Annotated in this window: 15 protein-coding genes; 9 read left to right on the top strand and 6 right to left on the bottom strand. The window is 71.1% G+C overall.

Going from position 1 to position 18,512, the window contains the following annotated elements:
- Positions 1–40 precede the first annotated feature (40 nt).
- The 3 genes from WMF17_RS34630 to WMF17_RS34620 all read left to right on the top strand — a co-directional run bounded on the left by WMF17_RS34630 (position 41) and on the right by WMF17_RS34620 (position 2,008).
- Positions 41–928: a putative glycoside hydrolase gene (locus WMF17_RS34630; RefSeq protein WP_437645259.1), complete on the top strand. Its 888-nt coding sequence runs from the start codon at positions 41–43 to the stop codon at positions 926–928.
- A gap of 195 nt (positions 929–1,123) precedes the next feature.
- Entirely contained in the window at positions 1,124–1,567 is a 444-nt protein-coding gene (locus WMF17_RS34625; protein WP_437645257.1) for a helix-turn-helix transcriptional regulator, read from the top strand.
- 54 nt (positions 1,568–1,621) lie between these two features.
- Positions 1,622–2,008, top strand: coding sequence for a VOC family protein (locus WMF17_RS34620; RefSeq protein ID WP_437645255.1), 387 nt, complete (start codon positions 1,622–1,624; stop codon positions 2,006–2,008).
- 119 nt (positions 2,009–2,127) lie between these two features.
- Here the strand turns inward: WMF17_RS34620 and WMF17_RS34615 are convergent, their stop codons facing one another.
- The gene (locus WMF17_RS34615; RefSeq protein ID WP_437645254.1) at positions 2,128–2,772 is read right to left on the bottom strand and encodes a TetR/AcrR family transcriptional regulator; all 645 of its coding nucleotides are present in this window, start codon (positions 2,770–2,772) and stop codon (positions 2,128–2,130) included.
- A gap of 294 nt (positions 2,773–3,066) precedes the next feature.
- Here WMF17_RS34615 and WMF17_RS34610 point away from each other — a divergent pair, with 294 nt between their 5' ends.
- Positions 3,067–5,904, top strand: coding sequence for a serine/threonine-protein kinase (locus WMF17_RS34610; RefSeq protein WP_437597564.1), 2,838 nt, complete (start codon positions 3,067–3,069; stop codon positions 5,902–5,904).
- A gap of 334 nt (positions 5,905–6,238) precedes the next feature.
- Positions 6,239–6,436 (top strand): hypothetical protein, encoded by a 198-nt coding sequence (locus tag WMF17_RS34605; protein ID WP_437651490.1) that lies wholly within the window; start codon positions 6,239–6,241, stop codon positions 6,434–6,436.
- Here WMF17_RS34605 and WMF17_RS34600 read toward each other — a convergent pair.
- Entirely contained in the window at positions 6,421–6,573 is a 153-nt protein-coding gene (locus tag WMF17_RS34600) for a hypothetical protein (protein WP_437645252.1), read from the bottom strand. The genes WMF17_RS34605 and WMF17_RS34600 overlap by 16 nt on opposite strands.
- A gap of 63 nt (positions 6,574–6,636) precedes the next feature.
- Positions 6,637–7,491, bottom strand: coding sequence for a hypothetical protein (locus WMF17_RS34595; protein ID WP_437645250.1), 855 nt, complete (start codon positions 7,489–7,491; stop codon positions 6,637–6,639).
- Positions 7,492–9,011: 1,520 nt separating this feature from the next.
- Here WMF17_RS34595 and WMF17_RS34590 point away from each other — a divergent pair.
- Positions 9,012–10,556 carry an ISKra4 family transposase gene (locus WMF17_RS34590; RefSeq protein ID WP_437643636.1) on the top strand — a complete coding sequence of 515 codons (1,545 nt, stop codon included), beginning with the start codon at positions 9,012–9,014 and terminating at the stop codon, positions 10,554–10,556.
- Positions 10,553–10,795, top strand: a complete 243-nt coding sequence (locus tag WMF17_RS34585; protein ID WP_437645249.1) for a hypothetical protein — start codon at positions 10,553–10,555, stop codon at positions 10,793–10,795. The genes WMF17_RS34590 and WMF17_RS34585 overlap by 4 nt, the downstream gene beginning before the upstream one ends.
- Before the next feature lie 4 nt (positions 10,796–10,799).
- On the opposite strand, the gene WMF17_RS34580 is transcribed toward WMF17_RS34585, so the two are convergent.
- Positions 10,800–12,473, bottom strand: a complete 1,674-nt coding sequence (locus WMF17_RS34580) for a sigma 54-interacting transcriptional regulator (protein WP_437645247.1) — start codon at positions 12,471–12,473, stop codon at positions 10,800–10,802.
- A gap of 320 nt (positions 12,474–12,793) precedes the next feature.
- Here WMF17_RS34580 and WMF17_RS34575 point away from each other — a divergent pair, with 320 nt between their 5' ends.
- A complete protein-coding gene (locus WMF17_RS34575; RefSeq protein WP_437645245.1) occupies positions 12,794–14,101 on the top strand; it encodes a serine hydrolase domain-containing protein in 1,308 nt (435 codons plus the stop codon).
- 162 nt (positions 14,102–14,263) lie between these two features.
- Positions 14,264–15,085: a hypothetical protein gene (locus WMF17_RS34570; protein ID WP_437645243.1), complete on the top strand. Its 822-nt coding sequence runs from the start codon at positions 14,264–14,266 to the stop codon at positions 15,083–15,085.
- An 83-nt stretch (positions 15,086–15,168) separates the two neighbouring features.
- On the opposite strand, the gene WMF17_RS34565 is transcribed toward WMF17_RS34570, so the two are convergent.
- Both WMF17_RS34565 and WMF17_RS34560 read right to left on the bottom strand, forming a co-directional pair.
- Positions 15,169–17,262, bottom strand: a complete 2,094-nt coding sequence (locus tag WMF17_RS34565) for a substrate-binding domain-containing protein (protein WP_437645241.1) — start codon at positions 17,260–17,262, stop codon at positions 15,169–15,171.
- A gap of 403 nt (positions 17,263–17,665) precedes the next feature.
- Positions 17,666–18,337: a TVP38/TMEM64 family protein gene (locus tag WMF17_RS34560; protein WP_437597555.1), complete on the bottom strand. Its 672-nt coding sequence runs from the start codon at positions 18,335–18,337 to the stop codon at positions 17,666–17,668.
- Positions 18,338–18,512: the final 175 nt, after the last annotated feature.

Below are 18,512 nucleotides of genomic sequence, written 5' to 3'. Positions count from 1 at the left end.
TGGCCGGCGGCGTGCTCTACGTTCGCCCGGGGGGAACGGCATGCCCACGGTCATCAAGGCGATTTACGTGAACTTCGCGGCGGGGAGGAACGCGGACCGGATGGAGCGGCTCTCCTCCCTGGTCCAGCGGACGGAGCTGAACTCCCTGGTCATCGATATCCGGTCGAACGGAGGAGCGCTCCTCCTGGAGGGCGATGAGGCCACGAGGGCCCAGCTGGAGGCCCTTCGCCACGCCGGCATTTACCTCATCGCCCGGCTCGTCGCGTTCAAGGGCGGTCCACGGGGCTGGTACGATCCGGGCTCGGAGGAGCGATGGCGAGAGATCGCGGAGATCTCGCTCCGGGCGTTCGACGCGGGCTTCGACGAGGTGAACTACGATTACGTGCGCTACGGCGCGGCGCGCGAGCCGCGCTCGCGGACTCCGATCCACGAGAGGACGCCGACGATCCGGGCGTTCTTCGAGTTCCTTCGCGCGGAGGTCGGCGACGCGGCGTCCCGCCCGATCTCGGCGGACCTGTTCGGGATCACGCTCCTCGGGCCGCAGGACGGCATCGGACAGCGGCTCGAGGACGCGGTGGAGCTCTTCGATTACGTGATGCCGATGCCGTACCCATCGCACTGGGGCCCCGGCAGCTTCGGGCTCGCGAACCCTGCCCATCACCCGTACGAGACCCTCCGCGCGTCGCTCTCCGCCGGCTGGCGCCGGGTCGCCGATCTGCCGGGGCGGATCGCGCTGCTGCGCAGCTGGGTGCAGGCCTTCGATCTGGACAGCTCGCGTCCGATGCGGCGTTACAAGTACACCCCGTGGCACATCCGGGAGCAGATCCGGGCGATCGACGACGCCGGCTGTGCCGGCTACGCGGCGTGGAACCCCCGCAGCGACTACGAGGAGAGCGCGTTCCTTCCGGCGCAACCCGACCCGGGTTAAGGCGGCGCCGGCCGACCCGGGTCGGGCCGCGCCTTCTCCATCGTGGGGTCGCTCGCGTCGCTTCATGGCGGCACGATCCAGGTGAGAGCTTCGCTGCCAGGTGAGCCCGCCTGTTGCGGCTGGATGAGGGCGGATGAGGGCGGCTGAAGGGTCGCTTGTGCCCGCCGCTGCTGCAGCCTATCGTGGGCGTGGGCGATGCTGCTGGGACACGACGCACTGAGGAGCCTCTGCCGGGCGCGCGACCTGCTCTCCGAGGTGCACGACGCGAAGCTGTCGATCGAGGACGTGGCGCGGGAGGTGGCGATCTCTCCCTATCACTTCATCCGGCAGTTCGACGCGGTGTTCGGCGTGACACCGCACCAGTATCGCATCCGGCAGCGCCTCGAGCTGGCCAAGCAGCTCCTCGCGGCCGGACGGCACTCGGTGACCGACGTGTGCATGGAGGTGGGATTCTCCAGCCTCGGCAGCTTCAGCGCTCTGTTCGCGCAGCGGATCGGCGTGCCGCCTTCGGCCTACGGGCGGCGGCTGCGCGCGATGGTCCAGGTGCCGGGCACCCTCCCGTGGGAGCTCGTCCCGGGGTGTCTCAGCCTGATGGGACGGCTGCCGCCGGACGCCTTTCGCAGTTTTCGAGAAGCGTGAGCCGGGCGGTCCTGGCAGAGTCGGCCCAGACCCATCCGCTCAGCGAGGCGAACGATGAAGATCAAGCTCAACAGCATCATGGTCGAGGACCAGGACCGAGCGCTGAAGTTCTACACGGAGGTGCTCGGCTTCAAGAAGAAGCACGACCTTCCCGTCGGCGAGTACCGGTGGATCACCGTGGTCTCGCCGGAGGGGCCCGACGACGTCGAGCTCGTGCTGGAGCCGAACGCCAACCCGGCGGCGAAGACGTTCCAGCAGGCGATGTTCGCGCAGGGCATCCCGCTCACCGCGTTCGAGGTGACGGACCTCCGGGCCGAGTTCGCGCGCCTGAAGGAGCGCCAGGTCGCGTTCACCCAGGAGCCCACCCCGATGGGCCCGGTCATGGTGGCTGTGCTCTCGGACACCTGCGGGAACCTGATCCAGCTCTACCAGCCGCTCTAGTGGCCAGCGCCCAGGCGCCGCTTCCCTGGAGCGGCGAGCTGCCCCGCCGCAAGGCGAGCAGCTCGGGCTGTGCAGCGGCCTGGAAGCGCGGGTGTTGCTCGACGAGACCCTCGAGGAGGTCATCCGCCCCGGGCTCCGCCGCTACTTCGATTGCTGACACCCTCCGCGGGCGCCAGGGTCTGCCGCGCCAGCTCTCGCGCGTAGACGAGGCGGTCGGCCGGCGTGCCGAGCGCGCTCAGCCCCTCGTAGAGCCCCGCGAAGAACGCCGGAAAGAAGACCGCCGAGAGCGCGGCCACCACGCGATGCGCGGCCGCTCGCTCATCGAGCCCGGGCACCGCCGCCCGGACGAGATCGCGCAGGCGCAGGATCACGGGCGCGAAGAGCGTCGGGAAAGGACCGCTGTAGTCGTCGGCTTGAAACGCGTCGTGCAGGTGGGCCCTGCTCAGGTTCGGGTAGCGCAGGCAGCCCTCGAGGTAGTAGTCGAGCAGCCCGCTGAGCGCCCCCATCGGATCGCCGGGCATCCGGGCGAGGAACTCCTCGCCGTCCTCGAGCATGTGGCGAATCGACCCCTCGAGCGCCGCCGCGAGCAGCGCCTCCTTCGAACGGAAATAGTAGTTCACCGCGGCGATGTTCACGCCGGCCGCGGCCGCGATCTTCCGCACCGTCGCCTGCCCGACGCCGTGCTGCTCGATCTGCTCGATCGCGGCGACGATGAGCCTCTGGCGTGGATCGTCCGCGTGGGCGGGGCGGTCTCGATCGTTCATACGATTGTTTGAAACGCACCTTGACGACCCGGCTCGCAGACGTCAACGAATGAATCGGAACGCCCACGCGGTGCGCGACGCGCGCGTCGCGGGCGCGTGGCCCTGCGCCGCCCAGCCGGCCGACGACCCCGGCGACCGAGCAGGATGAGCGGTCGGCGCGGCCTGATCAGTGCGTCGATCACATCGCCTCTTCGGTCGCGACCGCGCCGAGGCGCGTGGGGGCGAGGCGCACACGAGGCGCCCCCCGCCGCCGGACCGTTGATGGCGGCTCGACGCCGGTGCATCCTCCGCCTCATGCGTCCGGGAGAGGTCATCGACAGCCGCTTCGAGATCGAGCGCGTCGCTGCCTCCGGCGGGATGGGGACGATCTACCGCGCCGTCGACCGGGCCACCGGGGCGCCCGTCGCGCTGAAGCTCCTCGGTCAGCCCGACCGCAGCGCCGCGCACCGCTTCGAGCACGAGGCCCGGATCCTCGCCGAGCTCGATCACCCGAGGATCGTCCGGCACGTGGCCCACGGCATCACCCCCGACGGGGTGCCCTACCTCGCCATGGAGTGGCTCGACGGCGAGAGCCTCGCGCAGCGCCTCGCCCGCCAGAAGCTCGACCTCGAGGAGAGCCTCGCCCTGCTCCGCGCGACCGCCGAGGCGCTCGGGGCGGCGCACGCGCGGGGCATCGTCCACCGCGACGTCAAGCCGGGCAACCTCCTGCTCGTCGGCGGCGAGGTCGCCGGCCTCAAGGTGCTCGACTTCGGCATCGCCCGGATGAAGCGCACAATCGGCGCGCTGACGCGGACCGGCTCGGTGATGGGGACCCCGGGCTACATGGCCCCCGAGCAGGCCACCGGCGACCGCGACCGCCTCGACGCGCGGGCCGACATCTTCTCGCTCGGCGCCGTGGTCTTCGAGTGCCTCACCGGCAGGCCGGCGTTCCAGGGCCAGCACGTCATGGCCCTCCTCGCCAAGCTGCTCATGGAAGACCCGCCGCGCGTGCGGCACCTCCGGCCCGACCTGCCGCAGGAGCTCGACGACTTCGTCGCCCGCATGCTCGCGAAGGACCCGGAGCAGCGGCCGCGCGACGGCTCGGCCGTGCTCGAGGCGCTCGAGGCCCTCGAGCGCGATCCGAGCAGCGGCCTGGCCGCGCCGTCTGTGCTGTACGAGGCGATCACCACGGGCGAGCTCCGGCTGCTCTCGATGGTGGCCGCGAAGGAGCTGCACCCGGCCGCCTCCGACGGCTCGGCCAGCACCCTCGTCGTCGCCGCCATGCCGGGAGACCTCACGAGGAAGCTCCACACGAGCGCGCAGCCGTTCGGGGCGCGGGTGGACGCGCTCGCCGACGGGACGATCGTGCTGTCGATCGCCGGCGTGGGCGACGCTGTCGAGCAGGCCGCGCGCGCGGCGCGGTGCGCGCTGACGCTCGGCCAGGTGTTGCCGGAGGCCTCGGTCGTGCTCGCGACCGGCCGCGCCGAGCACACAGGCAGCTTGCCGGTCGGGCCGGTCATGGACCGCGCGGCCGCGCTGCTCGCCCTCGCCGAGCGCGAGGCGTGGGCGCGCCCGGAAAAGAGGCCCGATCCCGTGCGGATCGACGACGTCACCCGGGCGCTGCTCGACGCGCGCTTCGAGATCGAGGCGGCGCGGTCCGGCACGTTCTTCCTGCTGCAGGAGCGCGAGGTCGGCCGGACGGCGCGGACGCTCATCGGAAAGCCGAGCCCCTACGTCGGCCGCGACAGGGAGCTCCGGAACCTGCGCGAGCTCCTGGAAGACAGCTTCGGCGGGCCCGAGCCGCGCGCCATCGTGATCACCGGGCCGCCCGGGATCGGCAAATCCCGCCTGCGCTTCGAGCTCATCGAGGTCCTGCGGGAGCGGCACCCCGAGCTCACCATCGCGGTCGGCCGCGGCGACTCGCTGAGCGCCGGGTCGCCGTTCTCGCTCCTCGGCTCGGCGCTCCGGGGCGCGGCCGGGATCACCGGGGGCGAGCCCGCCCCGGCGCAGCGCGAGCGGCTCCTCTCGCTCGTCGCGCGCGCCCCGGCGCTCGGGGCGGGCCAGACGACGCGGATCGCCGCCTTCCTCGGCGAGATCGTCGGCACGCCGTTCCCGAGCGAGGCCGATCCGAGGTTCCAGGAGGCGCGGCGGAGCCCGGCGCTGATGGCCGACCAGATCCCGCTCGCCTACCTCGATTTCATGGAGGCGGCGTGCGCGGCGGGGCCGTACCTGCTCGTGCTCGAGGACATCCAGTGGGGCGACGCGGCGTCGCTCAAGCTCATCGCGCGGGTCCTGCGGGAGCTCCGCGACCGGCCGTTCGCGGTGCTCTACCTGGCGCGCGTCGAGGTGCGCAAGGCCTTCCCCGTCCTCTGGGAGGGCAGCGAGATCCACGAGATGACGCTCGGCGCGCTGCCGCGCCGCGCCGCCGAGGAGCTCGTGCGGCAGATGCTCGGCGACGGGTTCCCGCCCTCGGAGGTCGCGCGCCTCGTCGAGCGCGCGAGCGGCAACGCCTTCTATCTGGAGGAGCTCATCCGGGCGGTCGCGGAGGGGCGGGCGGACAGGCTGCCGGAGACGATCCTGGGCATGGTCGAGGCGAGGCTCGAGGCCATCCCCCCGGAGGCGAGGCGGCTGCTGCGGGCGGCGAGCGTGTTCGGCGAGACGTTCTGGAAGCAGGGGGCGCTCGCCCTGCTGGGCGACGCCCGCGGCTCGACCCTGGCGGTGGACTGGCTGCCCTGGATGCTCCAGCGCGAGCTCCTCGAGCGGCGCGAGCAGAGCCGCTTCTCGGACCAGGAGGAGTACGCGTTCCGGCACGCGCTCATCCGGGACGGCTGCTACGCGATGCTCCCGGAGCACGATCGCGCGCTCGGCCACAGGCTGGCGGCCGAGTGGCTGCTGCAGGCGGGGGAGCACGACGCCAAGGTGCTCGCCGAGCACTTCGAGCGGGGCGGCGAGTCGCGGCTCGCGGTAGAGTTCTACCTGCACGCGGCCGAGCAGGCGCTCGCCGGGAGCGACTCGGTCGCGGCGAGCGCGCTCGCGGAGCGGGGGCTCGCCCTCGGCGCCGAGCGGGACGTCGAGGCGGCGCTCCGCGGGATCCGGGAGGGGGCGGCCGGTGCGCGGAGCCAGGGGGGCGCCGCCCTCTCGTCCAGCTCCTGAGCGCTCAGGGCGGCCGCTTCCGCGGCCGCGGGGTGCCGTACGCGTTCGCGCGACGACATCGCGGCCGTCGCTGGGCGCGTCGAGAGGCGCATGATGCGGTGGCTGCGGCGAAGGAAGCTCGTGGACGACCGGCCGATCGATCTGAAGGACGTGCTCGCGTGTTCGTGCGGTGGGCGCCGGCGGATCATCGCCGATATCGGTCAACGTGCGCAGCGCGAGGCCCTCGTGGCGATCTTGACCCATCTGGGCATCCCGACCGAGCCGCTGCCCATCCAACGACGATCCGGCGACCTGCGGCGCCCCCGGCGGGGCGCCGTGCTGCAGCGACTGAGCGATGCAGCAGCAGCGCGGCGTGGAGCTCAGGCTTTCCACGAGCCGGCCCGCTCACGCGCGAGCGGATGGAGACCATCGACGACGAGAGCACGGACACGAGTACATCGGCAAGATCCTCTCGAAGCTCGACGAGCTCGGGGTCGCCGAGGACACCATCGTCCTGTACTCGACCGACAATGGGCCTCACTTCAACACCTGACCGGACGCCAGCATCACCTGCTTCCGCAGCGAGAAGAACACGAACTGGTCGCCCAGAACCGCTTCCACGGTGACTGACGGAGCGACCTGGGCGTTCCCGCCGCGCGCGTCACGGCGAGGTCTCGCGAGCGCCAGCAAGACCCCCACGACCTCTTGACGCCGGCTTGCGCGGGATCGCGAGCCGAGCGGCGGAGGCGTGGATCAGAAGACGACGGCGCCGGGCGTGCAATACTGGTCGAGGAGGCGCGAAGGCGTCGCCGACACGTTCGCGTCGTCCACGTAGTACACGGCCGGCCCGCCGATCGTGTAGATATATACCTCGTTGTTCAACGACGTGCCGCAGGTCTGGAGGTACTCCCACTTTCCGGTCTGGGTCGAGGTCCTGGTGGTATAACCCGTCCCGCCGCTGCCGAGCCCGATCGTCACCTGACCGGTCACGGTATAGACCCAGACGCTGAACCGCAGGTAAGCGTTGTTCGGCGGCGGGCTGGCGGCTGTCCAGTACTGCTGGGCGATGCCGCCGTTGGTCGTCGTCGCGGACACGAGGAGGCTGCGGCTGTTGGGCGTGTGCACGACGTCGGTCTTGAGCCATGTCGCGATGGCGCCGTAGTTCAGGTCATTGCTCGTGGCAGGCCAGGAGCCCGCCGCGGTGCCCCAGCCGGCGAACCATGAGGCGTTGGCGTTGCCATGATCGATGAAGCCCGACGGGATGCCGGCCTGCGCGTTCTCGAAGCCGGGGTTATAAAGCAGGTTGACGATCGGGAGCTGGAGGAGGACGAGGGACTGCGCGCCGCCGGAGCTGACCGCGATCTCTGCGCCAGACTTCCCGACGGGGCTCAGCGTCTGCTGGGCGAGGGCGTCCGCGGCCGGCGCGGTGTTCTGCGCGCCGATGCCTTCGGACGGCTGCGCCTCCGTCGGGGCGCGGGCCGCCTCGGGGAAGGCGGCGGCCTCCTCGACGTCCATGAGCCCCTCATCGTGAGGTTCGGAGTCCGAGAGGCAACCGACGAGGGCGAAGGGGACAACGAGGCTGCCGAGGATGGATGCGGTAGATTTCATGATGGGTTCTCTCCGGTCGAGGATTGATTGTTCGACGGGCTGTCCTCCCTCCTGAGCACGCTGCGTGCCAGTGCGGTGGGCGCGGATCTCCGGCGATTTTGAGGGGTCGCTCGTCGAGCGAGCGCCGGAATGGGAGCACGCCAGCACTGTTGCTAGAATGCTCCAGGCGCCGGTGTGGAGGCTGTGGCCTGGAGGCCATGACCTCCAAGCGCGGGGGCTCGCCCCTCCAGGATGCCGCGCTGAAGGCGCTGCCTGCACGCAAGCGCCGCACAGATCGAGGACGCGCTGCGCTGGAGCGTGCCGTGGCGCCGCCGGGCGTCGGCCCGGCGGGAGCGGGGTAAGATGGCCCCGAGGTGGTCTTCCGCGAGGGCCCTGCACCCTCGCGCGACGACATCGCGGCTGTCGCTGGGCGCGTCGAGAGGCGCATGATGCGGTGGCTGCGGCGAAGGAAGCTCGTGGACGACCGGCCGATCGAAGAGCACGAAAGCGAGGCCCCCGAGGTCTCCCCGCTCGAAGCGTGCATGCAACTGTCGCTCTTCGGCGGCACCTTTCTGCTCCTCGACGAAGAGGGCGTCCCCCTCGCAGAGCCGGACGGCGACGATCGCTTCCGCCCCCCGGGGTGCCCCCCGGGGCAAGAGCCCGTGGGCCGGCGAGGTGGCGGGGTTTCACCTCCCTGCCTGGGGAGCACGGGCGTGTCCTGGACGAGCGACGGGACCGGGACGCGCGCCGATGGCGCCGTGAAGACGTGCGCGTTGGCTGGATGCAGCAGACGGCGCGCCGGATTCCTGGACGGCGCCGTCCGCTTCCTGGGCAGCACGGCGCCCTCGCCGCCAGCGCATTCTTGCTCTCCTCGGGGCTCCCGGTCGAGCGCTCTTGCCGTTCCTCTCTCTCCAGTGCGCTGACGAGCCAAGGGGCGCAGGCCGATGAGCTGATCGAAGCCCCTCACCCCAGAGAGATCGCATCTCCGCCGAACGCAGGTATCCGGGCGGCGCTTGACGTCCGCGAGATATCCATGCGCTGCTGTGCGCGAGGGCGGCCGCGATGGCGCTGTCGCTGCGACGTGTCGTCATCGAGTACGTCGGACCGAATTGACGAGCACCACACCAATCACAGGCAACAGCGATGAAATGATTTGGGTGTAGATCCTTGGCGACGACAAAAGTCCGTGCGCTTTCATGGTGTTGCGCCGAAGGCGCGGTCCCTGGGACCGCGCCCCTATCACATCGACGCAGACGCCCGTCGACGTAGCCGGTGGACTTGGCCCCCCTGCGACGTTGATGCCGTGCACTTATCCGCCGGCCCAAGCGCGAAGCCGCAGCCCAGGTTCGGCCGCGAGAGGTGAAAGAATCCGGGCGCGGGCGAGGCCACATTCGACGGATTGACGATCGTATACTTCGCCACAGGTGATAATTCCGGGCGCGAAAATGCAACGCGTTGAAATTCCACGAATCTGACGTATCCATGGCCTCTGCAAGAGGCCGGTCCCGACAGGCAGGTTGGACCGGCAGGAGGACTTGGTCGTGAGCGCCGCGTACGCCGTTGCAGCAGGTCAGGACCCTTTCGAGAGCGCCCGGGAGCAGGCAGAAGCCATGGAGAAGCATCTTCGGTCATCCGAGTCGATGGAGAGCACGCATGCCGAGCTGGAGGGGTTCGTCGTCGACGAGGGGCGCGAGTACCAGCGGCGGCTCCTCCAGGCCCACCTCGAGCTTCGGGCCGAGCGCGAAAGGCCCGTGGAGGTCAAGGGCGCGGACGGCGTTCAGCGCAAGCATCGACGTCTCAGCAGCAGAGCGCTCATGTCGGTCGTCGGAGAGGTCGATGTGCCACGCGCGGCCTATCAGGCGCCGGGCGTCCCCGGTCTTCATCCGATGGATGCGGCGCTGAGCCTCCCGGACGAGCTCTACTCGCACAGCGTCCGTCGCTACGTCGCCGAGAGCGCCGCCCGCAGCTCGTTCGATGAGGTCGTTGAGGGATTGAGAAAATCGACCGGCGCCGCGGTGCCGAAGCGCCAGGTGGAGGAGCTCGCGGAGCGCGCCGCGCAGGACTTCGATGCGTTCTACTCCACCCGCGCCGTCGAAGTCGAGGACACTCAGGCGCTGCTGGTACTCAGCTTCGACGGCAAGGGGATCGCGATGCGGCGCGAAGACCTCCGACCTGCGACGCGGAAGGCTGCGGAAGCGGGGAAACACAAGCTCACGAAGCGCCTCGCCAAGGGCGAGAAGCGCAACCGGAAGCGAATGGCCGAGGTCGCCACCCTCTACACGATAGACCCCTGGGTCCGCACGCCTGACGACATCGTGAACGACTTGCGCCCTGTGCATGACGTCGCCGCGCAACGGCCGCGGCCGGTGAACAAACGGGTCTGGGCGAGCGTGGAGAAGTCATCGCGAGAGGTGATCTCGGCGGCGTTTGCTGAAGGCCTGCGTCGCGATCCGGAACGCCTTCGGCGGTGGGTGGTGCTGGTCGACGGCAACAAGGACCAGATCACCCTGGTCAAGCGCGCCGCGAAGAAGGCATGCGTCGAGATCACAATAGTCCTCGATATCATCCACGTGCTTGAATATCTCTGGAAGGCCGCGCACTGCTTCTTCGCCGACGGGACCAAGGAGGTCGAGCAGTGGGTGACGTGCCGGCTGCACGAGCTGCTCGCGGGGCGCACGGCCGGAGCCATTGCCAGCACCATCCGGCGCCATGCCAGCAGCCGCGTGGTGGACATGGGGACAGCGGTGACGCTCGATACCTGCATCGGCTACCTCGTGAAGCATCGGACGCTCTTGCACTACGATCGCGCGCTCGCAGCGGGGCTGCCCATCGCCACGGGGGTGATCGAGGGCGCATGCCGCCATCTCGTCAAGGATCGCATGGACCGCACCGGGGCTCGCTGGTCGCTCCAAGGCGCAGAGGCGGTGCTGCGCCTCCGCTCGCTGCGCTCGAGCGGCGACTTCGAAGCCTACTGGGCGTTCCACCTGCAGCAGGAGCATGACCGAACGCACCGTGCACGTTATGCAGGAGGCGATGTCCCCTCACCGCTGCCGCCGCCTCGACCCAAACTGCGCCGGGTGAAATGAGCAAAACGCCCTCGTTCCAGAAGAGCCGCACCCAAATGATTTTTCAGCTCGCCAATGATGCGCTCGCCGCAGAACGGCAGATCAATCCAGCGATGGGAGAGGTGATTCCGGCACCCACTGGATGGGGAAAGCCCCCTTCGGACTGGGGCTGGCAGCACGCGACGATCGAGCAGGCTGGAGGGCGAGCGGGGGTACTTCAACTCGTACCAGAAGCGCAGCCTGCGCTCGGTCGCTCGTGAGCGCTCAGGGCGGCCGCTTTCGCGGCCGCGGGATGCCGTACGCGTCGATGCGGTTGATCAGCGTGCGCAGCGAAATGCCGAGGAGCTTCGCGGCGCGCGTCTGGTTGCCCGCGGACTGTTCGAGCGCCTCGAGGACGCGCTGGCGGTCGACGGCCTTCATCTCGAGCCGGAGCCTCGCCATGGCGTCGGCGCCCGGCGGCGCGGCGGCCTCTGCCGGAGGCCCGGAGCCCTCGGCGGTCTCGCCCTCCGGCCCCCAACGCGCCGGGGTGAGGTCGCCGGCCGACGGCGGCGCGGGCCCAGGCGGCGGCGTGGAGCCTCTCGACGGCGGCGGCGGCGTGGAGCGCCTCGACGGCGGCGGCGGCGTGGAGCCTCTCGACGGCGGCGGCGGCGTGGAGCGCCTCGACGGCGGCGGCGGCGTGGAGCCTCTCGACGACGGCGGCGGCATGGAGCCTCTCGACGGCGGCGGCGCGGGTCCGCTCGGCGGCGGTCCGCTCAGCGGCGGCGCGGGGCCATACGCCAGGTGCGGCGGCAGATCGACGGGCTCGACCGAGTCCCCCGCGCACAGGACCGCCGCGCGCTCGATCACGTTGCGCAGCTCGCGCACGTTCCCCGGCCAGAAATACGCCTCGAGGACGGCCAGCGCCTCCGGCGAGATGCGCGGCGCGCTGCGCTGCTCCAGCTGCCGGCACGCCTCCTCGAGGAACCTCTCGGCGAGCGGGCCGATCTCGGAGACCCGCTCGCGCAGCGGCGGGACGACGAGCGAGATGCCGTTCAGCCGGAAGTAGAGGTCCTGCCGGAAGGCGCCGCGGGCGATCTCCGCCTCGATATCGCGGTTTGTCGCCGCCACGAAGCGGAGGTCGATCCGGCGGGGCACGCGGCCTCCGATGCGGAGCACCTTCCGGTCCTCGAGGACGCGCAGCAGCTTCGCCTGGAAGGCGAGCGGCAGCTCGCCGATCTCGTCCAGGAAGAGCGTGCCGCCGTGGGCCGACTCGAGGAGGCCCGGGCGCGCCTGGGTGGCGCCCGTGAAGGCGCTCTTCTCGTGGCCGAAGAGCTCGCTCTCGAGGAGCGACGGCGGCAGCGCGGCGCAGTTCAGCTCGACGTAGGGGCCGCTGGCCCGCGGCGAGCGCGCGTGGAGGGTCCGGGCGAGCACCTCCTTGCCCACCCCCGTCTCGCCGAGAACGAGCACGCTGATGAGGCTCCGCGCGGCGCGGGCGGCCTGCTCGTACAGCCCCAGCATCGCCGGCGCTCGCACGACGATGCCGGCGGGCACGTGGCAGCAGTCGGGCTCCGTGGCGGCTTCCGCGGGCGCGCGGCCGACCACGATCGTCGTCGCGCCGAGGTTGAAGCGCTCGCCGATGCCGATCTCGGCGCTGTCGCGCGAGAGGCGCCGCAGGCGGTGGGTCCGCGCCGTCAGCGCCGGGAGCTGCGGCTCGCCGACGAAGGTGCCGTTGACGCTCCCGAGATCCTCGATCCGGAGCGGGGGCCCGACGTGGAGGACGGCGTGCCGGCGCGAGACCGAGCGATCGTCGATGCGCACGTCGCACCCCTCGTCGCGGCCGAGGACGACGCAGCCGCGGGGCGGCAAGGGGGCGAAGGCGATCGTGCTGCCCGCCACGATCGCGAGCCGCAGGGGCGTGCAGGAGCCCCGCGCATCGCTGCCGGGAAAGCCTTCGTCCACGAGCACATCCTACGCGGCGCCGCGCGCCGGTTTGCACGAATCATGCAGATCCATGCAGTTCGTCCGGATCGTGCAAGCGGATGCACGATCGGCGCGCCGGTCACCGGGAGCGGACGCGCGGCGGCGCCGCAAATTGCTGGGTCCGCCGGCCGGCACGCGTCCTGCTCTCTGCTCTGCGACCGCTGAGGGCGGCGACGGTGACCTGAACGGCAGCGCGCGGAGAGCCTCCAGGCGGTCTCCGCACGCGCGGATTGTCTCCCGCGGATCGCGGTTCGCCACCTCACGGATCAGGAGCGATCATGTGTACTGAGCATGGACCTTTGAATCGCAGGCGTCTTCTTCAGGGGCTGGGCCACACGGCGGCGGTGGCTGCGTTCGCGCCGTCGATCCTGTCGACCCGGGTGGCCGAGGCGCACGCGCCGACGCACGCGCCGACGCACGCGCCGACGCACGCGCCGAGCCACGGCGAGCTCGTCCCCGGGCGTCCCGAGCGCGTGGGCATGAGCTCGGAGCGCATCGAGGATGTCTTCGAGCGCATCGATCGCCGGGTGAAGGACGGCCTCTTCCCGGGCGCGGTCGCCCTGATCGCGCGGCAGGGGAAGATCGTGGGGCACCGGGCGTTCGGCTCCCGGGTCCGCGGCGAGAACGAGCCGGTCACGCTCGACACGCTGTTCGACCTCCTCTCGATCACGAAGGTCCTGGCGACGGCCACGTCGGCGCTGATCCTCGTGCAGGACGGCGTCCTGCGGCTGAACGATCGGGTCGCCGACTTCGTGCCGGACTTCGCGGCCAACGGCAAGCGCGCCATCCGGGTGCGGGACATGCTCCGGTACGCGGCCGGCCTGCCGATGGACGCCCCGTTCCAGGACGATCCGGACGACGAGCACATCTGGCGGAGCATGGCCGAGGCGCGGCTCGAGTACGTGCCCGGCACGCAGGTGCTCTACAGCGATCTCACCTACCGCCTCCTCGGGCGGGTGATCGAGGCCGCCGCCGGCGTGGATCTCGACACCTTCGCGAAGGAGCGTATCTGGGGTCCGCTCGGCATGAGCGACACGACCTTCAACCCGTCGGCGGCGCTGATCCCGCGGACCGCGGCCACGGGCTACTCCGAGATCCGGGGCCGGATGGTCCGCGGCGAGGTGCAGGACGAGCAGGACTACGTGCTCGGCGGCGTCGTCGGCTGCGACGGGGTCTTCTCGACGGCGATCGACATGGCGGTCTTCTGCCAGATGATCCTGAACGGCGGCCACTACGGCCGCGCCCGCATCCTGAGCCCCCAGGCCGCCGCGGCGATGGTGAGCGACCAGACGCCCGAGGTCACGGCGGCGGAGACCGACGTGTCCCCGATGGCGAACCTCCTGTCGACGCCCAAGGGCTACGGCTGGGAGCTCGCGACGCGCCGCTTCTCCAGCGGAGGAATGCGCCTATCGAGGGGCTCTTACGGGAAGGCGGGCGGCACGGGGACCTTCATGTGGATCGACCGTCGTCGCGAGCTGTTCGGGATCCTCTTGACCAACCACGGCCTGCCGAACCCGTTCGACGAGATCGGGTGGAACGGGATGCTCGACGCGGTCGGGAACGCGGAGTTCTTCGACGGGATCGTCCAGGCGGTCATCGACGAGTGAGCCCCTGCGATGTGGTGATTCGCGACACGGTAGCCGTCGCCCCGCTGCGCGCGATGAATCACGGTGCAACCTCGCTCCGCACAGCCCGATCGCCTGGCGCCGCGCCGCCGGCGGTCGCGCGCGGCCGTGGACCGCGCCCGCGCGGCGGTGGTAGGAGAAGAGATGGCGAAGAGGCGCGCAGCATGGTTCTGGGCGGCGTGGACGCTCACAGCCGGCGGGTGCACCGCGCTCGCGGGGCTGGACGACAGCTACCACCTGGTGGAGGCAGCGGGCGGCGCGTCGGGCGCGGCGGGCGGTCTGTCGTCGGCCTCGGGCGGCGCGGGGGCGGGCGGGGGCGAGGGGGTCGTGCCCACGGACGTCGAGTGGATCGACGACATGGAAGACGGCGACGGCGCCGTCGATGAGGCGGGTGGCAGGGTCGGCTACTGGTACAGCTACAATGATGGAACGGGCACGCAGACTCCCCCGGTCCACACGGAGGAGATGCCCGCCGGGTTCATCCCGGAGGCGCTCACGCCGCCGCGCGGCCAGAGCACGATGGCGATGCACACGTCCGGGTCCGGCTTCACGGTGTGGGGCGCCGGGGTCGGCTTCGCGCTGAACGGCCCGGATATGGGGCTGTTCGCCTACGACGCGTCGGCGTACACAGGTATCGTGTTCTGGGCCAAGCTCGGCGACGCCGGCGCGGTGACCACCATGAAGGTCAACATCTCGGACAAGGTCTCGGAGCCCGCGGGCGGGATCTGCGATGAATCGGGAGAGGATGAGGCCAAGAAGTGCTTCGACCACTGGTTTTACACAGCGCGCCTCGGCACCGAGTGGGCCCCGGTCGTGATCCCCTTCGAGGAGCTCACGCGCGACGGCTCGGGCGCCGAGCCCACCGCCGAGGCCCTCGACGTCGCAGGGCTCTACGTGATCGAGTTCCGGTTCGCGCAGGGCGAGGATTTTGACGTCTATATCGACGACGTCGGCTTCTACAGGTGATCACCCGAGAGGCGCGCGGCGCGCGGCCAGGCGCGGCGCGACGCCGACCCCAGGCATGTCCACGCCTCCTCTCGCCCCGGCCATCAGGCGGTGCGCGTTGCGCCGCGCTTCGCGCCGGCTGGGCGGAGGCCCCCTGTCGTCAGCTCGTGAAGGGCTGACGCCAAGGACGAGTAGGTGGACAGATCGCCGAGCTCCACGTCCACGAGGCTCCTGGCGATCTCGGGGCGCAGGCCGACCAGGATGACGCGCGCGCCGAGCAGGGCGACCGCGCGGCTGGTCTGGCCCAGCGCGTGGGCGACCTGGGCGTCCACGGCGGGCACGCCGGTGAGCTCGAGCAGCACGAAGCGCGCCTCGTGCCGGCCCACCCCCTCGGCCACGGCCGTGAGCACCTGGACGGCGCGGTTCCGGTCGATCGCGCCGATCAGCGGCACGAGCAGCACGCCGGGCAGGAGCGGGATGAGCGGGCAGCCGAGATCACGCACCGTCTCCGAGAGCGCGCGCTCCATCACGTAGGCGCCCTGCAGCTCCGCGTTCTTCGCCGAGAGCGACTGGACGAGCTCGTTGCGCTCGAGGGCCGCGGCGAGCTGCGACGCCCAGACCCCGAGCGTTCCCTCGTCGCCGGCCAGCTCGCGGAGGGTCGGCCCCATGAGCGCCAGGATCCCCCAGTCGCGTCGGGCGGTGCGGATCGGCAGGAGGATCATCATGAGCGCACCGCTCGTGGCCGAGGGCGGCAGCCGATCCGCAGGAGGAAACGCCTCCAGCCGATAGCGGCCGCCGATCGGCGGCGTCGCGCCGCCATCGCGGCTGTAGGCGCCGGCGACGACGAGCGTCGTCGCGTCCTCCCGGAGCGCGAGGCAGCCCCAGATCGCGGCGGTCTTCGCAAGCCATGAGAGCGAGAGGGATTCTTGCTGGGAGCCGCTGAGCAGCGCGAGGCCGACGTCATAGTTGGACCTCACGAGCCTCCCGAGCTGCGTCACGGCGTCTGTCTCGACGTTGAGCCGAGCCCGAGCCAGCGAGAGGTGCGCGCTGTCCAGGAACGCTTCGACCCGCTGCGCGGACGCGGCGTCTCCACCCAGCCGCTCGCGGCGCCGCTCGTGGAACCGGCGGAGCAGGCGGACGATCGCCATCGAGGTGCCCATATCGGGCGCGATGCCGACGGCCTGCAGGTAAGCGCGCTCCAGCTCCTTCGCCGGCGGGGGCGCGGCGCCCTCGAGCGCCGCCGAATACGCTTCGAGCACCACGGCGACCCCTGGCCATACGGCGGCGGGCGACGTGGTGGGCGCGAGGCGCTCGGGCGCGAGGAGCAGCTCGACCATCCGTCGGTCCAGGTCGCTGCCGGCGCCGTCCCCGGACGCCGCGTCCTCGTCGAGCAAGCTCCGGATCACGTCGCATCCGCACGAGAGCCGCTGGATCAAGGTGTTCGGCGTGAGCACGAGGTCGGGCGGGGCGGTCTCGCCGGCGAGCATCGAGACGACGAGATCGCACGCGGCGCTCCCCATCATCTCGAACCGCTGGCGTACGGTGGTCAGCGGCGGGTCGACGGCTTGCGCCTCCGGCACATCGTCGAAGCCGACGATCGCCAGCTCCTCGGGGATACGGACGCCCGCCGCCTTCAGCAAGGGTATCATCCCGAGCGCATTCTTGTCGGTCCCGAAGACCGCCGCCGTGCACGCATGCCGCTGCGCGAGGAGCTGCGGAGCGGCGTTCTCGCCGCCGGTATACCAGTTGTCGTCGCTCCGGATGACCAGCGCGGGATCGAACGGTATCCCCGCCTCGGCGAGCGTCACTCTGTAGGCTTCGAAGCGCACGCGCACATCGGACTCGTGGAAGCAGCCAACGAACGCGATGCGCCGGTGCCCGTGCTCGATCAGATGGCGCACCGCGCTCCGGATTCCGCTGTGGTTGTCCGGAATCACGGATGGGCAGTTGCCCTGGTGGACATGGGTGCCGACGACGACGAGCGGGACCCGCGCGGCGGCGAGCTGCTCGATGCCGTCCACCCCGATCACGACGATCCATCCATCGACCTGTTCTCTGGCGAGCGAGGGGGCCTGGAGCGCGGCGGGCGTGCCGCGCATCACCAGCGTCCGACAACCGTGCTGCTGCGCTGCCTCGTGGATGCCCTTCAGGACCGGGTTCCAGAACGAGCCGTCGAGATAGGGGGTGATGACGCCCACGGTATGAGCGCCGGGCGTCCCGCGGGCGCCTGCTCCGCGCAGGGGTGGCTCCGCGAGGCGACTCGCATCGCGCGCCGAGCGGCCGGGCTCTTCTCCTGTGGCCTGTCGTCCGGCCACGCGAGCTCCCTGGACCGAGCGGCCAGGTTGGCCGCCCGATGGCTCCGGCGACTCGATTTCACTGCCCCGGCTGCCCTGAACCATCACCGGCTCTCCCTGTTCCCCCGTCCCATGGCTGCGCTACCTTGTCCGTCCATACCATGAACCGGGCGTGTTCTTCTGCTACGCATCGATGGGCGTCGAGCCCATGGACGCGAAAGCGCGACGACCGCGCGCCGAGGATGACGTCGGCCGGTCGCCTCGAGCCACGGCAAATCGGTCATTGGCCGACGCGGTTCTCGCTGCGTCAGTCGCGGGCTTCAGCAGGGCGGCTCGGGCGCGCCGGGGTGGACCGGCGGATCTCCTGCCGCGAGCGGCGGGCGACCCGAAAGAGCACCACCAGGAGGACGACCGTCGTCGCGCCCATGCCGATCCACACCGCGGGGGGCGCGTTGCGCAGGAAGTCGAAGACCTTCTGACCGAAATAGGCGGTCGCCAGCAGGGGCAGGATGTACCCGGCCAGCGAGCCCCAGACATGGGTCCAGAAGGGCACCCTGGAGACGCCGAAGAAGGCGTGGAGCATGGGCGGCATCCAGAAGACGAGGCGGAGCATGAACACCGTGAACAAGGCCCGCTTCCCCAGCGCCTCGTCGTAGGCGCGGAAGCGCGCCGGCACCCGCCGCGATATCCAGTCGCGCGCCACGAAGCGCGCGAACGAGAAGCCCACGACGCTCGCCGCCATGGTGCCCGCCATGGAGAGCGCGAACGCCACCGGCCACGGCCAGATGAGCGGCGCCGCCAGGATGAACACCGTGCCCGGTACGCCGAACGGCTGGAGCGCAGCATACGCCGCCACGAACGCGACGTACCCCCACGGCCCGAGCTCCACGAGCGCCAGCTTGATCCGCGCGGGCTCACCGAACGTCTCGAACAGGCCGGCGCGCTGCGCGACGACGAGGAGCGCGACAACCGCCGCCACGGCGCCGATCTTCCCCCTGCGACCGGCGCCGGGGGCGGCGAGGTCGGGCGGCGGCGAGCCAGGGGCGACGGCCGCAGGCGGGGCGCCGCCTGGCCCGGGAGCGCGATCGGCCGGGGGGTCGGACTGCCGCACTCGACGAGCGTGACGATCCCGGTACAACCTGTCAAGAAGCGAG

The organism is Sorangium sp. So ce362 (assembly GCF_051519845.1).
Lineage (GTDB): Bacteria > Myxococcota_A > Polyangia > Polyangiales > Polyangiaceae > Sorangium.
This window is presented reverse-complemented; position numbering and strand designations above follow the sequence as displayed.

Bases quoted from the DNA above. Each gene is read 5' to 3' on its own strand.
- WMF17_RS34630 (WP_437645259.1), top strand. From the start codon at position 41: ATGCCCACGGTCATCAAGGCGATTTACGTGAACTTCGCGGCGGGGAGG.
- WMF17_RS34625 (WP_437645257.1), top strand. From the start codon at position 1,124: ATGCTGCTGGGACACGACGCACTGAGGAGCCTCTGCCGGGCGCGCGAC.
- WMF17_RS34620 (WP_437645255.1), top strand. From the start codon at position 1,622: ATGAAGATCAAGCTCAACAGCATCATGGTCGAGGACCAGGACCGAGCG.
- WMF17_RS34615 (WP_437645254.1), bottom strand. From the start codon at position 2,772: ATGAACGATCGAGACCGCCCCGCCCACGCGGACGATCCACGCCAGAGG.
- WMF17_RS34610 (WP_437597564.1), top strand. From the start codon at position 3,067: ATGCGTCCGGGAGAGGTCATCGACAGCCGCTTCGAGATCGAGCGCGTC.
- WMF17_RS34605 (WP_437651490.1), top strand. From the start codon at position 6,239: ATGCAGCAGCAGCGCGGCGTGGAGCTCAGGCTTTCCACGAGCCGGCCC.
- WMF17_RS34595 (WP_437645250.1), bottom strand. From the start codon at position 7,491: ATGAAATCTACCGCATCCATCCTCGGCAGCCTCGTTGTCCCCTTCGCC.
- WMF17_RS34585 (WP_437645249.1), top strand. From the start codon at position 10,553: ATGAGCAAAACGCCCTCGTTCCAGAAGAGCCGCACCCAAATGATTTTT.
- WMF17_RS34570 (WP_437645243.1), top strand. From the start codon at position 14,264: ATGGCGAAGAGGCGCGCAGCATGGTTCTGGGCGGCGTGGACGCTCACA.